Genomic DNA, 22,629 nt, shown 5'->3' with positions numbered 1-22,629 from the left:
CGAGTTTCGCGCGCTGTAACGGGGAAAAAACCAGTTATCACGCGCGAGCCTCCCCAATCCGAACACAGCTTCGACTCTGTAACCGGGTTATTCCCCGTTAACTCACTTTACCTGCGGGTTTCGTGCGCTGTAACGGGGAAAAAACCAGTTAGCACGTGCGAGCCTCTCCATGCGCACACAGTCTCGACTTTGTAACCGGGTTTTTCCCTGTTAACTCACGTTACATGCGAGTTTCGCATGTTGTAACGGGGAAAAAACCAGTTAGCACGCGCGAGGCCACCCGATTCGCACACAGCTTCGTCTCTGTAACCGGGTTATTCCCCGTTAACTCACTTTACCTGCGAGTTTCGCGTGCTGTAACGGGGAAAAAACCAGTTAGCACGCGCGGGGCCTCCCGATCCGAACACAGTCACGACTCTGTAACCAGGTTTTACCCTGTTAACTCACCTAACCAGCGAGTTTCACCCGCTGTAACGGGGAAAAAACCAGTAATCTCGCGCGAGCAACCCCGTCATTGTAGATCTGAGACGTCAGAATGAACGTCTCAGCGGCTCAATGCGGCGCGAGCGGGGCTGAGACTTCGGAAATCGACGTCTCGAACCTAAAAGTGCGCAGACTCCACTGCATTAAATAAGCCTCTCGATAATCGCTTTAATCTCGCGAATATCGGATAATTGCGATGCATCCTTCTCTGTGAACCTCTCTAGCAGCAGCTTGACGAAGTTCGCACCATAGTCGTGCATCAACACGCCATAGAAGCATTTTTCCACAAAAGCTTCACGATCAGTATCACCAGCAAATGCCCGAATCAAGTCTGGATCACAGTCGAACAGATCAAACAGAATGGGCGGATATTCATACTCGAGTGGAGCGATGCTGCTGTCAGCATAGTCGATTATATAAATGTCGCCATCGCCGCTAATAATGACATTATCGGCCGTTAGATCACCATGCACGTAAATGAGCTCTGAGGTGTCGTACGCTTGCAGCAGCGCAAGCACTTGATCTCGAACTACACTGGAAAAACTGTTCCAGCGTGGATTATGCATGGCTCTTATGTATACACTAGGAAGCTCTTGCTCATTCGAGGCTGAAATATTCAGCTTGCTCATATTCAACCTGAGCTGTCGCACAAATTCCATTCGTTCGGTTTCAGCGCATGATTTCAGAGCAGCACCTGCTGCAGTCCCCTCAACATAATCCATGAGGATGTATCGAAATAGATACTTATCCTGCATGTTGGATGCCGCAATGATCCGAGGTGCATGTATCCCGAGCGCATGAGCTTTACGCATACCGGAAAGTTCTGCATGATAATCAATCTCCGTATTTAACCCCGATTCAATCGGAGCAAAGATCTTCAGTACATACGGTCCTACTTTAAAGACCGCATTGGTTCCAGGCGTTACCTGTTCGATGCTCTCCTTGCAGTCCACTCCGGTCTCTTTCAGCATGATTGCCTGAATGAGCGGTGCGAATGCAGGTATAGATTGATATACATTTCCCCATGAACCCCAGTCCGTTATCTCCTCCTGAAATAGATGCATCAAGTCCTGTCCGCCTTTCTCTACAAGATGAAAACATGACTTAGTCAGCTGCATAATCCATAATGAGACAGTGTGGATTCATTTTCAATGGAATTTATAGAATATAGTTAAATTCGCTAGAGTTAATATAGATATGAAACGCATGAGTTCGCACTGTAAGTCAAGAAGCGATGCTGGAGGATGAGCTATTCTTGTAATAGGAGGTGAGGATATGGAACGATGGGAGAAGATTCAAGCTGTACAGCAGATGCAGGATTATATTCATACCCATTTGAAGGAAACGATCACGCTGAAAATGCTGGCAAGAGCAGCAAACTATTCACCTTGGCACTCAGCCAGAATATTTAAAGAACTGACAGGTAAAGCGCCTTTCGATTATATAAGAGCTCTTCGTCTGTCGCATGCGGCCATGATGCTTCAAGAGAGAGAGGCACGAATCGTGGATGTCGCATTTGACTTCGTATTTGGCTCCCACGAGGGCTTTACGAGAGCATTTTCGAAGCAATTTGGAGTATCTCCTCTGTATTACAGCAAGCATACTCCGGACATTAAGCTGTTTATTCCTAGTCGTATCCATGAAGACTACCTTACTATGCACGGAGGAGAGATAAAGATGAGCGAACAGAAGAAGGCAAGCACTGTGTTTGTTCAAGTCGTTGATCGACCGGCAAGAAAAGTGATTCTGAAACGGGGCATGAAGGCTGCAGAATACTTTGAATATTGTAAAGAGGTCGGTTGTGACGTGTGGGACGTACTCACCAGTATCCAAGATGCGCTGTACGAGCCGATTGGAATGTGGATACCTGCTAATCTGCAGCCGGAGGGAACTTCCCATTATGTTCAAGGTGTGGAAATGGCGGCAGACTATGCGGAAGCAGTGCCGGAGGGATTCGAGATCATAGATCTGCCTCCATGCAAGATGATGGTATTTCAGGGTCAACCGTATGACGATGAAAAGTTCAGCGAAGCTATCGGTGAATTGTGGAGTACGATGAACACCTATAATCCTGAGCTATATGGTTTTGAGTGGGCAGATGAAGACGCACCGCGATTCCAGCTCGCACCGCTGGGATACCGAGGTTATATAGAGGCTAGACCGGTAAGACCGCTAGTCAAATAAGAAGCAGCCGCAATTGTCAGAATACTGACTGTTGCGGCTTTTCTATTTAAGGTAAACCAAATTTAGTAATACCTAAAATGGTGGTAAGGTATTTTTTAAACATTTTCAGAGAAAAGTATTGTCATGAACATAAAGAAGAGTTATAATCCATACTACACTTATCGGAATATAGGAATTAAATCCGTTTGTTGGTATATACACCATTAGGGGGCGCACTATGAATAGATTGTGGAGTAAACGATTGTTGATTATCAGCGTATTGAGCATAATGACCATTATAGCCGCAGGCTGCTCAGCAGGCAAATCTGCAGGGGGTACGGCTCCAGCAGGAGCGAATTCGCTTGAGACGATTAAGCAGAATGGCAAGATGGTTATCGGGATGATGGGCACTTATCCGCCATACAACTTTATGAATGAACAGAAGCAGATTGACGGATATGATGCGGATATTGCTCGCGAAGTCGCGAAGCGGCTCGGTGTGGAAGCAGAGATCGTGACAGGTGAATTCTCCGGTCTGATTGAAGGATTGCAGCGCAATAAATTCGATGCGTTAGTCAGCCAAGTAACGATTACAGAGGATCGCAAGAAATCGATGGATTTCTCGGACCCGTATATTAAGAATGCGGTGAGTGTTGTCGTGAAGGCCGACAATAATGAGATTAAATCCGTTGATGATTTTAAAGGGAAGAAAATAGGCGTTGGATTAGGCACGAATGATGAGAAGTATTTGCGTGATGTTGTGCAGCCTAAGGTCGGAGAGTTTGAGATTGTGACTTACAACGATGTATTCACATCTCTGATGGACTTGAACACAGGGCGAATCGACGCTACCATTAACAACCTCTTTGCCTTGAAGCCGCTGGCCGATAAGAACAATATGCAGATCAAAACAGTTGGAGAGCCGATTAAAGAAGACGTTGCTGGTATAGCGATCCGCAAGGATCAGCCTGAATTGCTTGCAGCGATCAATAAGGCGCTTGCTGATATGAAGGCGGATGGCACACTGGCGAGCATCCATCAAAAATGGTTTGGTGTTGCTCCAACACTGTAATATACTAATGTAAGTTAAGATGCGGCGATAGCGTTCATGATCTGTTGGTTTTAAGCGAAACAGAGCAGCGCTGTCGTCGCTTGTATTGTTTAATTAGGGGGAACGGAGCATTATGGATCTCGTGTTAGAAAACCTCGGATTTTTATTACAGGGGGCTTACTTGACGCTCAATTTGACGGTGGTATCGATGTTTTTTGGACTGTTGATCGGTCTATTTGTCGCCATCGTTCGATTGAAAGCAAGTAAGCCTTTTCGGCTGCTTGCTCAATTTTACGTGTCGATCATTCGCGGGACGCCGATTATCGTGCAGGTATTTATTATTTATTTTGGACTGCCGGATTATGGGATCAATCTGAACCCCATTACGTCGGCCTATATAGCATTAAGCATCAATGTGGGTGCTTATTTGTCTGAGACGTTCCGCGGGGCGATCCTTTCAGTGCCGAAGGGGCAATGGGAAGCGGCAGCATCGCTTGGCCTGTCGCCGTGGCAGGTGATGAAGCGCGTGGTGCTGCCGCAGGCTGCGCGCATCGCCATTCCGCCGATGGGGAATACGTTCATCGGCATGCTGAAGGAAACGTCGCTCGTCTCCTTCGTGACGGCGACGGAGCTGCTGCGATCTGCGCAGCTGCTAATCGCGCAGTACTATGTGGCGATGCCATTTTACATCGCGATCGCCATCATGTACTGGATCATGAGCACAGGGTTCTCAGCCATATTAAGCCGTATCGAAAAGAAACTGGCTAAGGCTTACTAGGATACGAAGGGGAGTGCGGTTATATCATGATTGCTGTTACGGACTTACAGAAGAAATTCGGCACACAGCTAGTGCTTGACCATATTAACATGACGGTGAAGGAAGGAGAGATCGTCGTTCTGCTCGGCCCAAGCGGCTCAGGCAAGAGCACCTTGCTCCGCTGCCTGAATGGATTGGAGCTGCCTGACGGGGGAGAGATTCAAGTCGGTACGACAGTCTGGAATGCTAGCACGAAGTCTAAGGAACGCAAGGCGGCGCTGAAGCAAGTTCGCGCTCACACCGGGATGGTATTTCAGCAATTCAATCTATTCCCGCAGATGACGGTGCTTGGAAATGTGATCGAGGCTCCCATCACGGTAAAAGGGATGTCGAAGGCGGATGCGGTTGCCATTGCGGAACCCTTGCTGTCCAAGGTCGGGCTTCTAGAGAAGAAGGATGAGCATCCTTCTCGTCTATCAGGCGGGCAGCAGCAGCGGGTAGCAATTGCGCGCGCATTGGCGATGCAGCCTGATATCATGCTGTTTGATGAACCGACATCAGCGCTTGATCCTGAGCTGGTAGGCGAGGTGCTGAAGGTCATGAAGGAGCTTGCGACGGAAGGCATGACGATGATCGTCGTGACGCATGAGATGAAATTTGCCCGCGAGGTGGCGGATCGCATCGTGTTTATGAGTGACGGTCGAATCGTAGAAGAGAACGACCCAGAGTCGTTCTTTAGCGCGCCATCGACAGAGCGGGCGCAGCGATTCCTGCGCCAATTATCGCAGGAGGAATAGAGACGTTAAGTAGCAAGACCACCGATTATCCCATGTGGATGCTCGGTGGTCTTGTTTGTTGTTGCATGGAATTCACGATTAACGCAGCAGACGCAGCCCATTCAAGATGACGAGAATGGTACTTCCTTCGTGCCCAACTACACCTAGTGGAAGCGGGATGTTCGCGATGAAGTTCGAAGCGATCAAGCAGATGATGACGATCGCTGCAAAGACAATGTTCTGTGTCACGATGGACTTCATCCGTCTGCCAAGATGGATCGCAAAGCTGATCTTATTCAGATCATCGTTCATGAGCACGAGGTCGGCGGTTTCGAGCGCAGCGTCAGAGCCTGCGCCGCCCATTGCAATCCCGACTGTCGCTGTTGCAAGCGCAGGCGCATCATTCACGCCGTCGCCTACCATGGCGACACTGCCGAATTCCTCCTTAAGCTCCTTAATAATGCGGAGTTTATCTTCCGGCAGCAGCTCCGCATATACGCGGTCGATGCCTGCCTCCTCAGCGATCGATTGAGCGGTAAGCTTCTGGTCGCCGGTTAACATAGCGACCGTAACGCCCAAGCCGCGCAGCTTCGCGATCATCGGCACGACCTCCGGCCGGATGCGATCTTGCAGGGCGAGCGCTCCAACGATGCGCCCTTCCTGCTCGAGAATGACGACTGTCTTGCCATGCTCCTCCAGTCGATGAATGTCTGCGGCAGCGCCTTGCTTCTCGAGTTCAGCGGTGAACAGCGCTGGCTTGCCAATCGTCCACATCAAGCCTCGTACGTTAGCCTGCACCCCGCGGCCGGTCAAGGCCTGGAAGTCGGAGCAGCGCTCTGAATTCAATCCGCGCTGCTCCGCTTCCTTCACAATCGCTCGCGCGATCGGATGCGTGGACAACGCTTCGATAGCAGAAGCGATGGCCAGCACTTCTTCTTCGCTCTCGCTGCCGAAAGTCACAATATCGGTAACCGCTGGCTTACCCAGTGTCAGCGTACCGGTCTTATCGAAGGCGATAACCTTAACGCCTCCGAGATTCTCCAGATGCGCGCCGCCCTTGAAGAGCAGGCCTTTGCGCGCACTGTTGGATATGGCCGACAGCATCGCAGGCATAATGGATGCGACAAGGGCGCACGGAGATGCGACGACGAGAAAGACCATAGCCTTGTAGAATGTGTCAGTCCAGCTCCATCCGAGCAGCCAAGGCGGAAGTAGAATTAATAAGATCGTAACCGCAACGATAGCCCGTGCATAGATGCGCTCAAAGCGCTCCATGAATTTCTGAGACTTCGGCATCTCGCTCTGCGCATCTTGCACGAGACGAATAATCTTGGCAAACAGCGTAGATTCGCTGGAAACCGTTACTTCGATATACAGAGCGCCTTCACCGTTCAAAGTACCAGCGAATACTTCGTCGCCAGGCGCTTTATCGACAGGTATACTTTCACCTGTAATGGAAGCCTGATTGACAGAGGAGGCACCTTCTTTCACTGTACCGTCTGCGGGGATCCGTTCGCCATTTTTCACAATTACGATGTCGCCTACCGCCAAGTCCTGAACCAGTACAGTTTCTTCAACTCCATTCGAGAAACGGATTGCTGTTTCAGGCTTCAGATCGATCAAGGCCGAGATGTCTCGTGAGCTGCGCTCTATAGTCAACGTCTCAAGGGCTCCGCTCAGGGAGAAGATGAAGATCAGCACAGCTCCTTCCGTCCAGTATCCAATAGATGCGGCTCCGATTGCAGCGGCGAACATGAGCAGGTTTACATCTAGATCCTTTTCATGAATGAGTGTTTCTAAGCCTTCCTTCGCCTTGGCATATCCTCCAATGATGTAAGCGAGGACGAAGAATGTGATTCCTGCAGCAGGATATCCTGAGTGCAAGAACCAGCCGATCGCAGTAAGCAGGCCTCCTGCAAGTGCTGCGATGAGCTCTCCGTATTGAGCAATCCATGAGTGCTGCTTGCCGCTAGTGGAAGTTGGAGATGATTGTGACTGAGATTGAGACTTGGTTTCTGATTGCTGTTGCTGGGCAATTGCCATGATCATACGCTCCTTTCAATTGAGAATGAAAATTAATATTAGTACCCTTAAAATGCGTCATGCTGCTCCCGCGAACGGGAACAGCATGTAATGAGAATGAGTATCATTTGTTGCAGGTGTACATAATTGTTGTACAAAGGAAACTTTATTCTTAGTTGTATTATAGCATAAGGTCACAATTTAAGATATATATTTCTTGAAAAAAATTCTAATTGACATAGGTTATCATTGTCATATGCGGGCGACTGAATAAGTACTTTGTCTCTGCATTCTGCAAGCATGAAATCTTTAGCAGTTGCTTACTATTAGATATACTGGTTGTATTCGATATGCTGATTTTGAATGAGAAAAAGGGAGGGGGACGAGTATGAAAGCAGCAGTATGTGTAGATGCAGTGTATGGTGGAAATGGTGGCTTGGATACCGTGGAAGCCATGAGACGTGTTCATCGCCTAGGCTTCCGTTGGATTGAGTTATGGTCTTGGTGGGATCGTGACATCGAACAGATTCGGTCGGAGGCAGTCAAGCTTGGCGTAGGTATTCACGCGATCTGCACTCGTTTTGTTCCGTTGACGGATTCAACACAGAGAGAAGCCTATATTCGTGGGTTGGAGGAGACTCTGGATGTTGCCGCACGTCTCGGCTGCCGTCGAGTCATAACTCAAGTCGGTCCTGAGCTAGCGGAAGTATCGAGAGCGGAACAGCATCAATCAGTCGTGGATGGTCTTAAGGCGTGTGTGCCGATGCTAGAGCGAGCGGGCGTATGTCTTGCTGTTGAGCCGTTGAATGTGAAGGTGGATCATCAAGGGTATTATTTATCTGAATCAGATGAAGCATTCGAGATCATTCGAAAGGTTGGCAGTGACCATGTAAAGCTGCTGTACGATATGTATCACCAGCTCGTGACGGAAGATGGCGGGGATATACTAGCTTCGATGTCGGACAATCTGGATCAGATCGCTTACCTGCATGCTGCGGGCTATCCTGGTCGTCATGAGCTCGACAAAGGTGAAGTGAATTACGATGAGTTGATCGAAGCGCTTCGCACCGCAGGGTATAATGATATGCTGACATTGGAATATATGCCTCGGCCTGGGCAGGATCCAACAGATGGGCTGCGCCGCTTCAGTGAGGCGTATGCTTGGATGCTTCCTTCGTCATAAAATGAATGACAAAAGCCGAGTTCCTATGGCATATAGGTTCTCGGCTCTCTTTGGTTATAAAAATTTACGTGATACCTTCTTGCCGTCATACGTGAACAGCACGCTCTTCTCCTCAACCTTCGATTCGAGATGCACGGACTTGCCCCACAGTGTGTAAACGTAAGGCAGCGTGCGCTCTAAGTACTTAAGATCCAGCTCCATGCCTTCATATTGATGCTTCAAGTACATCTCGCCCGTGCGCTGATAGTCGCCGTCCTGCACAACCAAGTAAGGAAATCCGCCGTTTACCCGTGCATACACCAGTTGATCGCGAATGTTCTCCCACGACTTGTCGGTAATCTTCCACTCAGGTCCCTTCTTCTCGAAAATGTACAGGTCCAGCTTATCCGTCAATTCCTTCGTCAAATAGTTGCGAATAAACGACTGATCCGAGTCAAACTCTCGGACCTCGAATATTTTGGCGCGCCCTTGCCCAGATTCGCGTCCAAGCCGCTCCTGTTCCAACTTACTCGGCTTATTCCAACGCTCCTCGATATCCTCGAATATTTTCAAGCCGAGATAGTACGGATTGAGACTGTGACGCGACGGCTGCACGACGGATGAGTTCAGCTTAGCGTACTCGATAGCTTCGTCGGTCGTGAGGTCGAGCTCCCGAATGATGCGCTGATGCCAGTAGGAGGCCCAGCCTTCGTTCATGATCTTCGTTTCGAGCTGCGGCCAGAAGTAGAGCATCTCTTCGCGCAGCATGGACATGATGTCGCGCTGCCAATCCTCGAGCACAGTTGAGAATTCCTGAATGAACCAGACCAGATCCTTCTCAGGCTCCGGCGGGAATGGGCATTCTGAGGCATCGCTGCGACTGCTGCTATTTGCGGCCTGAGCGGTACTATCCATGTTCCACAGATCGTCGTAGAGACCAGGCGCTTTCGGCTGATTATCTTTCAGCTCACGCGTTTTCAACTCCATGTATTGCTTCTTATCCAGCTTGCGAGGTCGGTGAAGCTGAGGGTCCACATGCTCTTGAATCGCGAGCACCGCATCGATGAAGCTCTCGACAGCTTGCGCTCCGTATTCGAGCTCATAGTTCGATACCCGTTCAGCGGTTGCAGACATGCTCTCGACCATGCTGCGGTTGGTGTTGGAGAAGCGGTAGTTATTTTTGAAGAAATCGCAGTGGGCGAGTACATGGGCTACGATCAGCTTGTTCTGAATGAGGGAATTGCCTTCCAGCAGAAAGGCATAGCAGGGGTCGGAGTTGATGACGAGCTCATAGATTTTACTGAGTCCGAAATCGTATTGCATTTTCATTTTATTGAAAGTTTTTCCAAAGCTCCAGTGATGGTACCTCGTAGGCATGCCGTACGCGCCAAATGTATAAATGATGTCCGCCGGACAGATCTCATACCGCATCGGGTAGAAATCGAGGCCGAATCCAGAAGCAATCTCCGTAATCTCATCGATCGACCGTTCCAACTGCCGCATATCGTCTTGATTCATATCATGATCCCTCCGTGCCCATAATGCGTTTCTTACCATATGTATGCGGATAAGAAGTGGAAATGAACAATATGGGACTGTTGTATTATCTTCCACCTACATGTTCCGGTCAAAAAAAGGGTATGAAAATCGACTTGACTAACGATGAAATTCAAGATAAGATTCTAATCAGTAATTTAGTAAATTAGTAAATTAGTAAAAAAGAAGAGGTGATAAGATGTTAACACCTACTACGTTTAAGCATAAGCCTGTTGTTGTGTCAGAAAATTATGGGAATGTTGACGGGCGGTTGGCCAGAAACACGGATGCAAAAGGTCTTTCCTTGGGATTGACCCAGTGGAACGATGGAGGGAAGGTTGATATTTCGGCCAAGGTATGGAGATACACGGAAGAAAAGGAGTCAAGACAATCGGAGGAACTGCCTCTCCATCGTGTGCTTGATTTGTCCATTCTGATCTGTCGGACGCTGGCTCATTTTCAAGAAGCTTATCGATATGAGCACTTATATGATCCGCAGCAGCCGGTAATCGATCGCATTGCTCTTCAAGGCGATGCCATGATTGTAGCGGTTTCTATGGACAATGAAAAAATTAATGAAGATATTAAGCTGTTCAGCCAAGTTTTGAACGATGATGATGAAATGATCAGCGAACGCCTGCGCGCGTTATCCCAAATTCTTAACGATATGGGGTATTAAAATGTTTGCGAATCGATATGTTCGAACGATTATCCTCTCCCGGGTGCTGCTGCAGCTGGGAATATGGATCCGGAATTATGCCGTCCTTCTGTATGTTTCCGAATTGACGCATAATAATCCGGTTGATGTATCACTGATTTCGGTTGCGGAATTTGCACCGATCTTTTTATTTGGCCTGATTGGCGGGACCTTTGCCGACCGTTGGCGGCCGAAGAGAACGATGGTATGGAGCGATTTGTTGTCCGGCTTGTCCGTCGGAGCCGTGCTGCTGGCGGTCATGAATGGCGGCTGGGTTGCACTTCTGATCGGATCCTTTGTCTCTGCCAGCTTGTCGCAATTTTCTCAGCCTTCGGCGATGAAACTGTACAAGCGGCATGTGCCTGTTGAACAATTGCAGGGCGTCATGGCGATGTCTCAAACGCTGGTCGCTGTCTTTATAATGCTGGGGCCGGTTATCGGTACGTTTATTTTTATTAAGTTTGGTATTAACGTTTCTCTGATTTTGACGGCAGCGATGTTCCTTGGTTCTTCCTTCATCTTATCGACCCTTCCTCGTGATGAGGAGGAACCGAAGACAGGGAAAGCAGGCGGCTTCATCAAGGAGTTGACGGATGGACTACGCTATATTGGGTTTAATAAGTCCTTAAGAACGCTGAGTATGACATTCTTGGCAGTCGGCTTGGCATCTGGCTTGACTCAGCCGCTTCATATTTTCCTTGTCATCGAGAATTTGGGGCGGGATAAACAATTTCTGCAATGGCTCGTGATGGCCAATGGGGCAGCCATGCTGGTAGGCGGAGCCGCAATTATCGCGGTCGCCAAGAAGGCGAAGCCACAGTTATTACTGTTGGTCGGTTTACTTGTCAATGCCTTCTGTACAGTTAGTATGGGTGCGTCAAAGCAAATCTGGCTGACCATCGTTTTGCTCGTGATCAGCGGATTGTTCTACCCTTGTATTCAAAGCGGAATTCAGACGCTTCTTGTGCGAAACACCGAAGGGGCGTTTATTGGCCGGGTATCAGGAGCGATTACGCCTATTTTTATGGGAATGATGGTGGTCGGCATGTTCATCTCCGGCTATCTGAAAGATACGTTTTCCTTACTTGGAGTATTTACGGCGAGTGGTGTGCTAGTGGTTATCGGTGCGCTTTTTCTGCTCCCTATTGTAGTTAAAAAGAGTAGTAAAGCCGAGGCAGGTCCGACAGCATGACAGGCAAGGAGGAGAAAAATAATGCAAGAACAAAAAGATTTTTATTTGTCACCTGAGAGACAATTAACAGATGCAGAAAAAATGCTGGTCTGGAAAAAGCCGGCATCTCATAAGACTAGCGAGGAAGAACGGCGCATTAGTCAGGAAGTAAAGCGGAACTGGAACCGCGGGGAAATGAAAATTACCAACATTCTGTTAGAAGGGGATGCCGGTTCCGGCAAAACCCAATTAGCGAAAGCATTATCAGCTAATTTCGGGTTGCCCTATACGAAAGTGACCTGCTTTGCGGATATGGATAAATCGGATATTATTGGCGCTATTTTGCCGGTAATTTCTTCTAATCAATTAGAGAAACTGGACCCTGTAGAGCGTAGCGTTCTCAAAGCTCTATATGAAAGCGATGGTTTTCAAAGCACGACAGAAATTTTAATGGAAGCATTGGGGCTTACGCAGGAGCAAGCAGCATTAAAGATGAAGCAATTGCTGAAGCTTGCTGAGGAACAGACTAACGGTGAAGCTGTGGAGTACCGCTTTTACCCATCGGAGATCGTCAGAGCCTATCAAAAAGGGTATCTTCTCGAAATTCAAGAACCTAACGTGATTCGGGATGCCGCGGTACTCATGACGCTAAACTCTGCGCTCGAACTGGATGGCAGCATTAATCTTCCTACTGAAATTATTCGCAGACATCCGGACTTCATTGCGGTCATTACAACCAATCGAAGTTATGCAGGTGCGAGGCCGCTCAATGAAGCGTTTCGGGACAGAGTCCAACACTCGGAGAAGATGGATCTGCCCAATAAAGAAGTTATGGTTGAACGAGCAAAAGTTAAAACCGGTTATCAGGATGAAAAGGTACTGAGCGTGTTGGCAGATACGATTATGATTTTGGATTCAACAGCCCGGGCCAATGCGATCAAGGGTGTGGCGGGCATGCGTTCCTTATTCTACTGGACAGATGCAGTTGCAGGAGGAGCCTCGGCCAAAGAGTCTCTGTATCATAAGGTCATCTACAAAATAACTACGGATTCAGAGGAAATCAGAATTTTGGAGGAAGCACTCGAAAAGCATGGTCTGATTACCAGTTTAGAAACTGTGACGAGTGAGGTAAAAAAAAACGAGAATCTCGCGATGATGCCATAGAAATCAAGCCATGGGGGGATATAGACGCCACTGCCGTTGATAATGAGAACATTGAAGATGATAAGGCGGTCACACTAAAAAAGTCTATCGATAGTGAAGAAAGCTCTTCCCGTGTATCCGATGACTCAACTAACATGAGAAGTACAGATACCGAAGAAGATGGTTCTCCGCAATATCATCAGGCCAACCCCGAACCCATGTCTGAAGAGGCAATACAACAAGAGCGCGATTTTCGTAAAAAGCTTAATCAGGCCGCAAGAGTGATAGTGTCCGAATCCATTCATGATAGAGTAAAGCTTATCGTTCACCGTCCGGATTACGATCAGGAACTCCAAGCGGAATATGTCCGTCTAAGCAAGGAGCTTATGCCAGTCGTCCAGGAAATTGCCCGAAAGACCCTTCCGCTACTGGAACATGAGACGTCTTCCGAATTTGAGCGAAATCGTTATTATGGTAGTAAGTTTCAGGCAGACAACGTGGCGTACAGGGATTATAGGTATTTTTCCAAAAAACGGCCTCCATCCGAATCCCCTTCACTTGTGGTTGGACTAAGGGTTGATGAATCTGCATCGATGTCAGCCTTTGGGAGATTGGAAGCGGCCAAACGGGCAGTCATTGCGGTGTATGAATTTTGTCAAATATGCAATATACCTGTATTAATCTATGGCGATACTGCGGATGTTTCTAAAATGGAACAAATGTCGATCTTTGCCTATGCTGACTTCGATAAACCGGATGCTGACGATCGATTCAGGCTGATGCGGATTCAGGCTCGGAGCAATAATCGGGATGGAATGGCCCTTAGAATTATGGGGGAACGGCTAGCTGTTTCACCAGAGCAGACCAAGCTGTTGATTAGCATTAGTGATGGACAGCCCAAAGCAATGGACAATTATACTGGAAGGTATGCCGTCACAGATATGCAGCAGACAATTGAGGAATATGAACGGAAAGGCATTACCTTCCTTGCGGCTGCAATCGGCCAAGATAAGGATGTCATTAGTGAGATTTATGGTCAAGAAAGATTTTTGGACATTACGAAATTACGTGAGTTCCCTGCAAAATTAGTTCGGATTATTGCTCGGTATTTGTAATCCTGAGCCCGTCAATTGATACATTGGCGGGTTTTGTGATTCATTAGATCTAATCAATAACAGATTTGACTAGCAGTAAAATTCAAGATAAGATGAAACCGTCGTTTAGTAAATTAGTAAATTGATAAACGGAATGAGGGAATGAAGATGAATATACCTACAACGTTAAAACATAAACCTGTTGTTGTGTCTGAAAATTATGAGAAGATTGACGGACGAACGGCCGGGAACACGGACGCGAAAGGTCTTTCCCTGGGATTAGCCCAGTGGAACGATAGAGGCAAGGTCGATATTTCGGCCAAGGTATGGAGATACACGGGTGAAAAATGGTCAAGACAATCGGAGGAGCTGCCTCTCCATCGTGTTCTTGATTTGTCCATTCTAATTTGTCGGTCTTTGGAACATTTTCGCGAAGCCTATCGTTACGAAGATTTATATGACCCGGAAAAGCCCGTTATCGACCGGGTTGGTTTGCAGGGGGATGCCATGACCGTAGCTATATGTACGGACAATGAGAGAATTAATGAAGATATTAAGCTGTTCAGCCAAGCGCTGAGCGACGATGATGAAATGATCGGCGAGCGTTTGCGCATGTTATCCAGAATATTAAAGGATATGGGATATTAAAATGTTTTCTGATCGATATATTTGCCGGCGAGAACATCTCTCGACCGGTTTTTTGTTGTCTTGGAAGATGTGTGGGGCAAATTAGGAAATCAAGTTATATACCCCTATTCCCGCTAACAATCTCCTCCGCCGCCTTCTTAATATGCTCATTGCGAGTCTGCAAGAAGCGCTTCATATAGTTCTTCAAGAACATTGCATCTGCAAGCTTGCCCATATAGCCGAGCGGAGAAGTGTAATCGAAGGTATCGAGCATCATCGTCCCGCCATGCTGCGGAATAAACTCGTGAACATGCCGAAATCGCTTAAACGCTCCTGACACCATTTCATCAACGAAGTAGTTCGGGGCCTCCATCTCTGTTATCTTAGCCGTTAAATGCTGACGAATACCGAAATGAACGGCTTCCCAAGTCACAGTCTCATGCAGCTCAATTAATCCGCTCGTTCTTCCCGCTATTGCGCGCTCACGCGTCTGAGATGTGGATTCCATATGAATATCAATACTTCTAGCCAGGTCAAAACAGATCTGAATAGGAGCATGAATGTGAATGGATGTATGTATAGTAGGCATATCTTGTACTCCTTTTAGCAAAACACAATTCTCTATCTATTATAACGTCTTATGTCCGCTGGTGTTTGTAAATCGAGTTCTCTTCTTGACAGGTTTGATGGGGCAGGAAATTGGTGGGAACGCAAAGAATTGATTATAGTTATACGAACTATTATTTCAACTCAGAATGAGAGGATGTTACCGCGTGAGGGATGACGTACTGATCGAGATTCTAAGCAAATATGGAGTTCATGAACCGAAGATTACATTTATTAGACACAACGAAAATAGAACTTATAAAGTCGAAGATCCGAATAGCGGAGCCGCGTACTTATTTCGTATTCATCAATCCTTGAAAGAGAATATGGTCGATCTTCAGCATACGTACAGCGGTATATTAAGTGAACTAGAGATGCTGCAGGATATGGCAGACCAAACCAACCTTATCGTTCAGACGCCCATTCGCAATTGCGACGGAGAATATATCACAAAGCTTCAATACCGTGACAAGGAGGTTTGCTGCTCCCTGCTCACTTGGATTGAGGGGGAGATTCTGAACAAGGATGACGTATCTGATGACATTTTGGTGAGGAAAATAGGGGCTAAAATAGCGGAACTCCATCGTTTCTTCCAAAGTTACCATCGCGTGAAGCCTGAGACAAGACCGCACTATGATACCGAGAGCAACATCGTAATGCTTCATAAGATTCACCGCGGTGTCGAGTTGGTGTTATTTCCACCTTCCGATTATGCAATTGTGGAGAAGACGATGCATGCGATTAATGCTCAACTCGAAGCTCTAGGTCGTTCAGAGGAACAATGGGGGATCATCCATGCTGATTTGGCAAAGAACAATATACTCTTGACCCCTACAGGAGATATCAGCTTTATTGACTATGGCTTCTTTGGATACGGATATTATGCTATGGATGTTGCCATGGGAGCATCAATGGTTCCGGCTGATAAGAGAGATGCACTGCTCGAAGGGTATTATGGTCAGCGCCAATTAAGCGATGCAGATCTAACGGTAGTGGAGGGACTCATACTTGTAAGTATTTTCGGTTATTATGCATTTCAAATGGAAAATGAGGATGTACATCCGTGGATGCGTGAGCGTATGCCGCAATTATGCGCCAAACGTTGCATGCCATTCCTATTGGGAGAACGAATATTTTATCAATTTTAGTCCGTACTCTGTATATTTCAGCAGTGCAAGGCCGTAGGATAGGTTCCTGCGGTCTTGTTTTATGGTGAAATGAGGTTCTACTAATACCGGAAAAATAATATTCTTAAGATAAGTATATTTGTATATTCAAATTTAAATGTGTTGCGCTTGAAGGGCTGTGCTCGATCAATTACGTATTATAAGTAAATAGTTTGTAAAAAGTTATACGTAAAGATTACGATATTGAAACCTTTTACTAACCTTTTGACGCATTTCTTTAGTTGTACGCCTTGGTATTAATAGGTATAATTTATTATATAACCCAACTAGATTGATGGTTTAAGGTGGGTTTTTGAGTGCAACAGCAATGCGATCTAGTGAAAAGGGGCAATGAACGAATTGGTACAGAATATTATTAACTTCTTTATGGATTTTGGTGCTTGGGGCTTAGCAATTCATTCGTTCGTTGATGCCATAATATTTCCAATACCTGCATTTGTACTTCAAGTGTCGTTAAGCTTGTTGGATCCTTCGAATGCGCTGTGGTTGGCGACGATTGGGTATATCGCCTGCTTAATGGGAACTCCAATCGGATATATGATCGGCAGATTGTTAGGCGAAAAGGTGCTTCGCAAGCTGCTTAAGCAAGAGTGGATCGACAGCGCTACGAAGATGTTTAAGAAGAACGGCGAGGCTGCAATTCTCATCGGGTCATTCACACCGATACCTTTCAAGGTGTTCACGATCCTGTCGGGCAGCATGAAGTTTCCGCTGTGGAAGCTTATGGCCTATGCAGCATTCGGCAGAGCGGTGAAGTTCTATGTGGTCGGCGGTTTAATCTATTTGTACGGTCGGGCAGCTGAAGGCATGGTTAAAAATGTGTCCATCTATATCTTTTTAATAGCGGTTCCGATCTTGTTGATAGTCGTGTACACCAAGAGGAGGATGGCAAGTCGAAAGATCAAGCAGAGTGAACCTGACCAGCCTGTCTAGTATATATTGAAATGTAACATGTCGTGTGTAAATCTTTCTGATTTGTGGAACAATAATCCATGAATAGGAGGGATGCATTGTGGCGCGCGGCAGACGCAGAATATACAGTGATAAATCTCAAGAGGTCTTAATTGCGTTTTTATTTGGAGCACTGTTATTAACTTGCTTGTTAGTATTGAAGATTATTGAACTTCTGAATAAATCAAGAGACTTCTTATATGGGCTGACATTGTTGGAATGGGCGGTAGTATTTTTGTTCATACTACTGACCGTCTATGGGCTTATGAAGTATCGAGGCATTATCAAGCGGCGCCAGGAGGAAGCGGAACGCAGCGATGAGCTGCAACTTGCTGTAAGGGCTATAGACGAATGGCGTCACTTGGATTCTCGTGAACGTTTGATGGAGCTGGATCCGTATGTTTTTGAGCAATATGTCGCCCAATTATTCGTGCTTATGGGATATCGAAATGAGGCCACTGATCCAGTAGAAGATGGCGGCAAGGATATTCTCCTTCGTAAGGGCAGTGTGCAGTATCTGGTCGAATGCAACCTAGGAGACGGCACCGAGATTGGCCTTATGGACGTAGAGGATTTATCTTCACGTCTTGCTGAGCTGGGCTTAAAACAAGGATTTTACGTTACGGCAGGCCATTTCTCGGCTCAAGCCATGGACTATGTGCGGAACAAACCAATAACGTTAGTTGATGGAGCGACCTTGTACAAATGGATCCAAATGTACGCTAGTGATATTTGAGCGTAGTGATATGATGAAACTCCAGTTCCGCGAATGTGCTGCGGTACTGGAGTTTTTTGTGTTATGCGCTGGCGCTGAGGGGGAGCTTGGCGCGGTGTGAGTGAGAGGGCGAGCTAGTTGCGCTACGCTGCGCTGGTACTGTAACGGGTTTTTACCCCGTTACAGCGCCGGGAGGCGCCTGTTGGAGCGGGATAGCGGGTAAAAACCGCGTTACGCGAGTGCGAGGGGAGCGCGTAAGAGGAGCCGCGCAGTCTGTAACAGGTTTTTACCCCGTTACGGCGCTGGGATGCGCCTGTCGGAGTGAGATAGCGGGTAAAAACCGTGTTACACGCGCGCGAGGGGAGCGCGAAAGAGGTGAAGCGCGCCCTGTAACAGGTTTTTACCCCGTAACAGCGCCGGGAGGCTCCTGTTGGAGTGAGATAACGGGTAAAAAACGTGTTACGCGCGTGCGAGGGGAGCGCGAAAGAGGAGCCGCGCAATCTGTAACAGGTTTTCACCCCGTTACGGCGCTGGGAGGCGCCTGTCGGAGTGAGATAACAGGTAAAAACCGTGTTACGCGTGCGCGAGGGGTACGTGGAAGATTTGCCGCGCACTCTGTAACAGGTTTACCCCGTTACGGCGCCGGGAAGCGCCAGTTGGAGTGAGATAACGGGTAAAAACCGTGTTACGCGTGTGCATGGGGAGCGCATCAGAATCGCCGCGCAGTCTGTAACAGGTTATTACCCCGTTACAGCGCCAGGCGGCGCCTGTCGGAGTGAGATAACGGGTAAAAACCGTGTTACGCGTGCGCATGGGGAGCGCGTGAGAGGAACCGCGCAGTCTGTAACCGGTTTTTACCCCGTAACAGCGCCGGGAGGCGCCTGATGGAGTGGGATAGCGGGTAAAAACCGTGTTTCGCGCGCGCGAGGGGAGCGCGAAAGAGGAGCCGCGCGTTCTGTAACCGGTTTTTACCCCGTTACGGCGCCGGGATGCGCCTGTCGGAGTGAGATAACGGGTAAAAACCGTGTTACACGCATGCGAGGGGAGCGCGTAAGAGGAACCGCGCGCTCTGTAACCGGTTTTTACCCCGTAACAGCGCTGGGATGCGCCTGTCGGAGTGAGATAACGGGTAAAAACCGTGTTACGCGTGCGCATGGGGTGCGCATCAGAATCGCCGCGCAGTCTGTAACCGGTTTTTACCTCGTAACAGCGCTGGGAGGCGGCTGCTGGAGTGAGATAGCGGGTAAAAACCGTGTTACACGCGTTTGAGGGGATCGCGGAAGAGGAGCTGCACGTTCTGTAACAGGTTTTTACCCCGTAACAGCGCTGGGAAGCGCCAGAAGCGTACCGGAGGTTGTCATCTAACTAAACAAGCGCATCCTGTCGATATAGCTTCTATTTACCTCGTACAGCTTAGTGCGCTTCTCACCTTTGCCACCTGGAAGCAAGCTGCCGTTCCTAAGCATGCTGTGCAGAATAGAATAGGCCTTGTCTATACTAACCTTAAGCAGTTCGCATACGTCATGAGGTTGAATCTTGCGATTCAAGCTTAAGGCGTAACGCAGCACCTCGCGTTCCAACAATTCCGATGTATCAGCAAGCTTTGAGGGCTCACCACTGATCCAGCTCCCTAGAAACTGCTGCAGCAGCTGTTCACACATACGAGGTTTCTCCTCCACATCATCGCAGGAGAAGCGAAGAATTCGCCAGCCGTCTATGACAAGATGATTTTGACGAATGAGCGAGTCTGAGAACTGCCATCGTGAAGCCTTTGCTGAATGTGTTCCATAACCATCGATCTCGATGGCTAGCTGCAGCGGATAACGGATATAAGCAAAGTCGATAAAGCGGCTGCCATCACGAAAGTCGGCGACTTCATATTCAGGATACAGGCGATCAAAGCTTCTGAATGCAGGAAACCATACTCGCTCTAAAAATAACTTTTCCGCATAACCGTGCCCTTCCACTAGCCTCATTTTTCGATTGCCGCTGCTTAATTTGATGTGCCCCTGATACCACCTTTCATACATAGATTGAAACACTTATCCTCACACCCTTCGACTAGGTAATAAAAAAACACCGCCAACAAAGAGACCTAAAGCCTCAGGGTTAGACGGTGTGTTCTTCACAACCACTATTTAGATGAGTTCAGTGTAGCACAACCAATCTCCTAAATAAAGGGAAAAATTTCGACTTTTTTTAGATAATACCTACCATAAAACAACTGTATTTGCTTTCTGTAACGTAAAATATCGAATACGACCATGGGAAGTGAGGGGGGGCGCTAAATAACCACCATTAAGCGAGCCCGAATACATGTACCAATGCGAATCCGAGTATCGATAACAGCACGGAGCCGATCAGCCCTGCTACAAAGGAACGCGTGCCTAAGCGTTTGAAGGCGACGAGATCCACATTAAGACCGAGACCCGCCATTGCCATCGCAATGAGCAGATAAGCCAACGTAACGATCATTTCAGCGACGTGTGAAGGAACGATTCCAAGAGAGTTGAATGCGCTGACGAGCAGGAATCCGACGATAAACCAAGGAATAGGCAATGATTTCAAGGTTGTTTTCGTGTGTGAATCCTTCCGCTCTGGATCCGTGCGTTTCGCCCAGAGCCCGACGAGAATGGCAACCGGTACGAGCAATGCGACACGCGTTAATTTGACGATAATCGCGATATCTACAGCCTCGGTACCGATAGGATCAGCTGCTGCTATGACATGGGCAATCTCGTGCAACGTTGCGCCTGCGAAGATACCGTAGCCAGTCGGAGATAAACCTAATACAGGGTACAAGAATGTATACGCCAACGTAAATATGGTTCCCAGTATAGCAACCAGGGCCGCACCGATCGCGGTTTCGTCGTCTTTGGCTTTGATCTCAGGCGCAATCGCAACAACTGCAGCCGCACCGCAGATAGCTGTACCGCAAGCCGTCAATATACTGAGGCGTTTCTCGACCTTGAAGTAACGTGCCAGTCCGTATACGACAGGTATGGTAAACAGGATAACGATAACAGCTATAAGAAATACTTTTGGTCCGGCATTTACAATATCTATGAGATTCAACCGCATCCCAAGGAGGATGATTCCTAGTCGAAGCAATTTCTTACTCGAATAATTGGTCCCGGCGACGAGTTGTTCAGGCAAACCAATGACTGCGCGCCAAGTGATACCGATTAGGATTGCGATGACCAATTGCCCCATAATGTTCAGAAATGGAAATCCGGCTAAGTACTTAGCCGCCAACGAGATCGCCAGCGTCAGTCCAATACCGAGTGCAAAGTCAATTCTTGCTTTACGCTGCGGTTTCACTACTTTATAATCGTTTGCATAACTCATATGAACGACATCTCCCGTATAAAACATGTAATAAGAGTCGAATAATCCAACACTCAACTTAAATTGAACTTGAATCCTTCGCTTAACCATTACTATAATGAGGATGCTTTCATAATGGAAATACCGATATACTATCTAAAGTATTAACAATACTTATGGTACAAGCTGTAAACTTTGTATTACACATCATTTGGAAGCTGACAAGCAAGAACAGGGGGAATGAGCATGATCGTCGACACACTGAAAGTATTCGTAACTGTAGTGGAGCAAAGCAACTTTTCTAGAGCAGCTAAAGTACTGAATCTGTCTCAGCCTGGGGTAAGTTTACATATTCGCAATCTGGAAAATGAATTCGGTGTAACTCTGGTGCATCGAACATCCAAATACGTTAAGATGACCGAGGCAGGCAAGATTCTATACAATTGCGCTAAAGAGATGTTGACTCGTTATGATGAAGCGAAGGAAAAGATTCACCTGCTGCGCGATGAAGTGACAGGCGCATTGAAGATTGGGGCCAGCTATACGATCGGCGAATATATACTCCCGCGATTGATTGCGGAGTTCTCGCAGGATTACCCTCATGTTGATATTCAGACGACGATAGCCAATACGGAAGACATCGCACAAGCCGTGCGCGGAGATGAACTGGATCTGGGACTTGTAGAAGGTCAAGTCGACTATCCGGATATACAAGTGAAGATGCCTTTTATGGAAGATGAAATGGTATTAGTTGCGCCGTATAATCATCCGTTATCCACGATACCGATGGTAGATCCCGACTTGCTGCAGCATCAGGTGTGGATTATGCGCGAGAGCGGTTCGGGAACAAGATCCTATTGCGAGCAATATATACAGAACTTAGAGCTTAATGTAAAACGAAGCTTCGTGTTTAGCAGCAACCAGGGTGTGAAGGAGGCGGTGATGGCGGGGTTAGGGATCGCGATATTATCTCGCTGGGTCATCCGCAGAGAGCTCGAAGCAGGCGAGCTGAGCCAATTGAACATTGCAGGACCTCGTGCAGCTAGGCAGTTTTATATTTTGCAAAGTACGAAGCATTCGTCAACTATGGCGATGAAGGTATTTCTTCAGAAGCTGCGTCAGTTGGATATTTAAATGGAATTAATCGATTAGAATCTAAAT

General features: G+C 47.5%; 21 protein-coding genes. 15 read left to right on the top strand and 6 right to left on the bottom strand.

Annotation, left to right across the window (positions count from 1 at the left end; genetic code table 11):
• Positions 1-626 precede the first annotated feature (626 nt).
• Positions 627-1,601, bottom strand: a complete 975-nt coding sequence (locus ACXX53_RS02220; RefSeq protein WP_458566961.1) for a phosphotransferase family protein — start codon at positions 1,599-1,601, stop codon at positions 627-629.
• A gap of 157 nt (positions 1,602-1,758) precedes the next feature.
• Between ACXX53_RS02220 and ACXX53_RS02215 the strand changes: the two genes are divergently transcribed.
• From ACXX53_RS02215 to ACXX53_RS02200, 4 genes are all read left to right on the top strand, one after another.
• Positions 1,759-2,667 (top strand): helix-turn-helix domain-containing protein, encoded by a 909-nt coding sequence (locus ACXX53_RS02215; protein WP_458566960.1) that lies wholly within the window; start codon positions 1,759-1,761, stop codon positions 2,665-2,667.
• 268 nt (positions 2,668-2,935) lie between these two features.
• Positions 2,936-3,718, top strand: coding sequence for a transporter substrate-binding domain-containing protein (locus ACXX53_RS02210; RefSeq protein ID WP_458567657.1), 783 nt, complete (start codon positions 2,936-2,938; stop codon positions 3,716-3,718).
• 112 nt (positions 3,719-3,830) lie between these two features.
• Positions 3,831-4,475 (top strand): amino acid ABC transporter permease, encoded by a 645-nt coding sequence (locus ACXX53_RS02205; protein ID WP_458566959.1) that lies wholly within the window; start codon positions 3,831-3,833, stop codon positions 4,473-4,475.
• 26 nt (positions 4,476-4,501) lie between these two features.
• Positions 4,502-5,251 (top strand): amino acid ABC transporter ATP-binding protein, encoded by a 750-nt coding sequence (locus ACXX53_RS02200; RefSeq protein ID WP_458566958.1) that lies wholly within the window; start codon positions 4,502-4,504, stop codon positions 5,249-5,251.
• Positions 5,252-5,329: 78 nt separating this feature from the next.
• Here ACXX53_RS02200 and ACXX53_RS02195 read toward each other — a convergent pair whose 3' ends face one another.
• Positions 5,330-7,273, bottom strand: a complete 1,944-nt coding sequence (locus ACXX53_RS02195; protein WP_458566957.1) for a heavy metal translocating P-type ATPase — start codon at positions 7,271-7,273, stop codon at positions 5,330-5,332.
• A 367-nt stretch (positions 7,274-7,640) separates the two neighbouring features.
• On the opposite strand from ACXX53_RS02195, the gene ACXX53_RS02190 reads away from it, so the two are divergent.
• Positions 7,641-8,435, top strand: coding sequence for a TIM barrel protein (locus ACXX53_RS02190; protein ID WP_458566956.1), 795 nt, complete (start codon positions 7,641-7,643; stop codon positions 8,433-8,435).
• Between the two features lie 54 nt (positions 8,436-8,489).
• Here ACXX53_RS02190 and ACXX53_RS02185 read toward each other — a convergent pair whose 3' ends face one another.
• The gene (locus ACXX53_RS02185; RefSeq protein WP_458566955.1) at positions 8,490-9,932 is read right to left on the bottom strand and encodes a SpoVR family protein; all 1,443 of its coding nucleotides are present in this window, start codon (positions 9,930-9,932) and stop codon (positions 8,490-8,492) included.
• A 217-nt stretch (positions 9,933-10,149) separates the two neighbouring features.
• On the opposite strand from ACXX53_RS02185, the gene ACXX53_RS02180 reads away from it, so the two are divergent.
• The 5 genes from ACXX53_RS02180 (at position 10,150) to ACXX53_RS02160 (ending at position 14,703) form a co-directional block, all read left to right on the top strand.
• Complete coding sequence (locus ACXX53_RS02180) at positions 10,150-10,629, top strand: DUF6530 family protein (RefSeq protein ID WP_458566954.1); 480 nt, start codon at positions 10,150-10,152, stop codon at positions 10,627-10,629.
• 1 nt (position 10,630) lies between these two features.
• Entirely contained in the window at positions 10,631-11,839 is a 1,209-nt protein-coding gene (locus ACXX53_RS02175; protein WP_458566953.1) for an MFS transporter, read from the top strand.
• Between the two features lie 21 nt (positions 11,840-11,860).
• Positions 11,861-12,982: an AAA family ATPase gene (locus ACXX53_RS02170; protein WP_458566952.1), complete on the top strand. Its 1,122-nt coding sequence runs from the start codon at positions 11,861-11,863 to the stop codon at positions 12,980-12,982.
• A gap of 134 nt (positions 12,983-13,116) precedes the next feature.
• Entirely contained in the window at positions 13,117-14,076 is a 960-nt protein-coding gene (locus tag ACXX53_RS02165) for a vWA domain-containing protein (RefSeq protein WP_458566951.1), read from the top strand.
• Between the two features lie 147 nt (positions 14,077-14,223).
• On the top strand, positions 14,224-14,703 hold the full coding sequence (locus ACXX53_RS02160) for a DUF6530 family protein (RefSeq protein ID WP_458566950.1): 480 nt from the start codon (positions 14,224-14,226) through the stop codon (positions 14,701-14,703).
• Positions 14,704-14,797: 94 nt separating this feature from the next.
• Here the strand turns inward: ACXX53_RS02160 and ACXX53_RS02155 are convergent, their stop codons facing one another.
• Positions 14,798-15,271, bottom strand: coding sequence for an SRPBCC family protein (locus tag ACXX53_RS02155; protein ID WP_458566949.1), 474 nt, complete (start codon positions 15,269-15,271; stop codon positions 14,798-14,800).
• 184 nt (positions 15,272-15,455) lie between these two features.
• On the opposite strand from ACXX53_RS02155, the gene ACXX53_RS02150 reads away from it, so the two are divergent.
• The 4 genes from ACXX53_RS02150 (at position 15,456) to ACXX53_RS02135 (ending at position 19,026) form a co-directional block, all read left to right on the top strand.
• Complete coding sequence (locus ACXX53_RS02150; protein WP_458566948.1) at positions 15,456-16,436, top strand: phosphotransferase enzyme family protein; 981 nt, start codon at positions 15,456-15,458, stop codon at positions 16,434-16,436.
• Positions 16,437-16,814: 378 nt separating this feature from the next.
• Positions 16,815-17,408, top strand: coding sequence for a YqaA family protein (locus ACXX53_RS02145; protein WP_458567656.1), 594 nt, complete (start codon positions 16,815-16,817; stop codon positions 17,406-17,408).
• Between the two features lie 79 nt (positions 17,409-17,487).
• Positions 17,488-18,162, top strand: coding sequence for a restriction endonuclease (locus ACXX53_RS02140; protein ID WP_458566947.1), 675 nt, complete (start codon positions 17,488-17,490; stop codon positions 18,160-18,162).
• 672 nt (positions 18,163-18,834) lie between these two features.
• Complete coding sequence (locus tag ACXX53_RS02135; protein WP_458566946.1) at positions 18,835-19,026, top strand: hypothetical protein; 192 nt, start codon at positions 18,835-18,837, stop codon at positions 19,024-19,026.
• Between the two features lie 476 nt (positions 19,027-19,502).
• Here ACXX53_RS02135 and ACXX53_RS02130 read toward each other — a convergent pair whose 3' ends face one another.
• Both ACXX53_RS02130 and ACXX53_RS02125 read right to left on the bottom strand, forming a co-directional pair.
• Positions 19,503-20,117, bottom strand: a complete 615-nt coding sequence (locus ACXX53_RS02130) for a DNA-binding response regulator (RefSeq protein WP_458566945.1) — start codon at positions 20,115-20,117, stop codon at positions 19,503-19,505.
• 322 nt (positions 20,118-20,439) lie between these two features.
• On the bottom strand, positions 20,440-21,489 hold the full coding sequence (locus ACXX53_RS02125; protein ID WP_458566944.1) for a YeiH family protein: 1,050 nt from the start codon (positions 21,487-21,489) through the stop codon (positions 20,440-20,442).
• Between the two features lie 225 nt (positions 21,490-21,714).
• Here ACXX53_RS02125 and ACXX53_RS02120 point away from each other — a divergent pair, with 225 nt between their 5' ends.
• On the top strand, positions 21,715-22,602 hold the full coding sequence (locus ACXX53_RS02120) for a LysR substrate-binding domain-containing protein (RefSeq protein WP_458566943.1): 888 nt from the start codon (positions 21,715-21,717) through the stop codon (positions 22,600-22,602).
• Positions 22,603-22,629 lie beyond the last annotated feature (27 nt).

It is taken from the genome of Paenibacillus marinisediminis (genome assembly GCF_054343325.1).
Note: the sequence above shows the minus strand (reverse complement) of the source record. Positions and strands in the feature narration are given on the sequence as shown.